This window comes from Oleiphilus sp. HI0061 (assembly GCF_001635675.1).
Map to the genome: position 1 here is coordinate 1 of NZ_LWFE01001561.1, position 1,240 is coordinate 1,240.

Below are 1,240 nucleotides of genomic sequence, written 5' to 3' on the forward strand. Positions count from 1 at the left end.
ACACCTTTAATAAATGCACAAGCATTCGCGCAATCGCCACTCAGGTTTTCTGAAAAGGTAATGCTTCCCGGGTTATTGCTTAACTGAATCGTATCAACCACTGCGTTATTACTAGTATTAAGAATCTGAATCTGAGGTGTTGCAAAGTCTCCAACACCTACCCACAACTGCCCCGATGGGCTAAGTTCCAGCGACTGTATATCGACACTCTCGAAGCCGGTAACAGGCTCCGTTACTACCGCACCCGTTGTAGGGTTAAACTGATAAAGACTACTAGAACCCCAGCTTTCGTTTCCCTGAAAGTACGCCAAAGTATCGCTAACGTAAACTGATGCGGCAATATTTCCATACAAACCAGCTGTTTCAGATTTGATACTGTTGTCACTTGAACAACCAGTAACGCCAATCGCACCTAGCGCCAATAGCCCTAAGACTAGTTTTTTACCTGCCACATTTTTTTCAATATTCATTACTTGCTCCTATTAATAGTATTTACACACTATCGATCAAAATTGATGAGCATAAGAAACAAACCACTGACGCCCGGGCCCTGGGAATCGGTTGTATTTGCTTACACGCTGACCACTAACATTCTTAATTTTAAATTCGAGTGAATCTTTTTCACTTTTAAAGCCAAGACTGGCGTTAACCTGCTTAACGTCGGGAAGTTCGGCCACACCAGCTGAATCGTAAACACCACCCGACTGCCGTACATATTCCAAGCCAACCGAACGCCCTTGGTCGGCAACCCGCATCTCAACAGTTCCGGAAAAGTCATAAACGCCCGGCAAGGACTCCCCCCTGAAGGCTCTAGAGTTAGATTTATCTTCAGTATCTTGGAAGGTGAGGTTCGAATTAATACGGACAAAATTCGATAAGTGAAGCTCATTGCTGACTTCAATACCGATCACTTGCGCTTTAGAAAGATTCTGCGGTTTGCCAATGCCTCGCGAGTTGTAAATAGTGACAATGGCATCGTTAAGATCACGATAAAACAAAGCGAGCGTACCGGATGTTCTGTTTGACTGATAACTAAGGCTAATATCGGTGTTTAGGGCTTTTTCCTCAACAAGGTCTTCATTGCCTAAAGTGAACCCGCGATCACCATACATTTCATTTAACTCGGGAAGTCTAATATTTCTGGAGATGTTGGCCCTGAATTGAACCTCAGCACTTAGCTGTGCAAGCAAACCAAGCTGGAGGTCATGATAAAACTCAGCAACCTGATCCTGCTTTATTT

Annotated in this window: 2 protein-coding genes; both read right to left on the minus strand. The window is 44.0% G+C overall.

What is annotated here, in order from left to right; genetic code table 11:
• Positions 1–470, minus strand: a 470-nt coding sequence (locus A3735_RS24410) for a hypothetical protein (RefSeq protein ID WP_197486017.1), incomplete at its 3' end; no start/stop codon positions are given.
• Positions 471–506: 36 nt separating this feature from the next.
• On the minus strand, positions 507–1,240 hold a 734-nt coding region (locus A3735_RS24415), incomplete at its 5' end, for a TonB-dependent receptor (protein WP_197486018.1).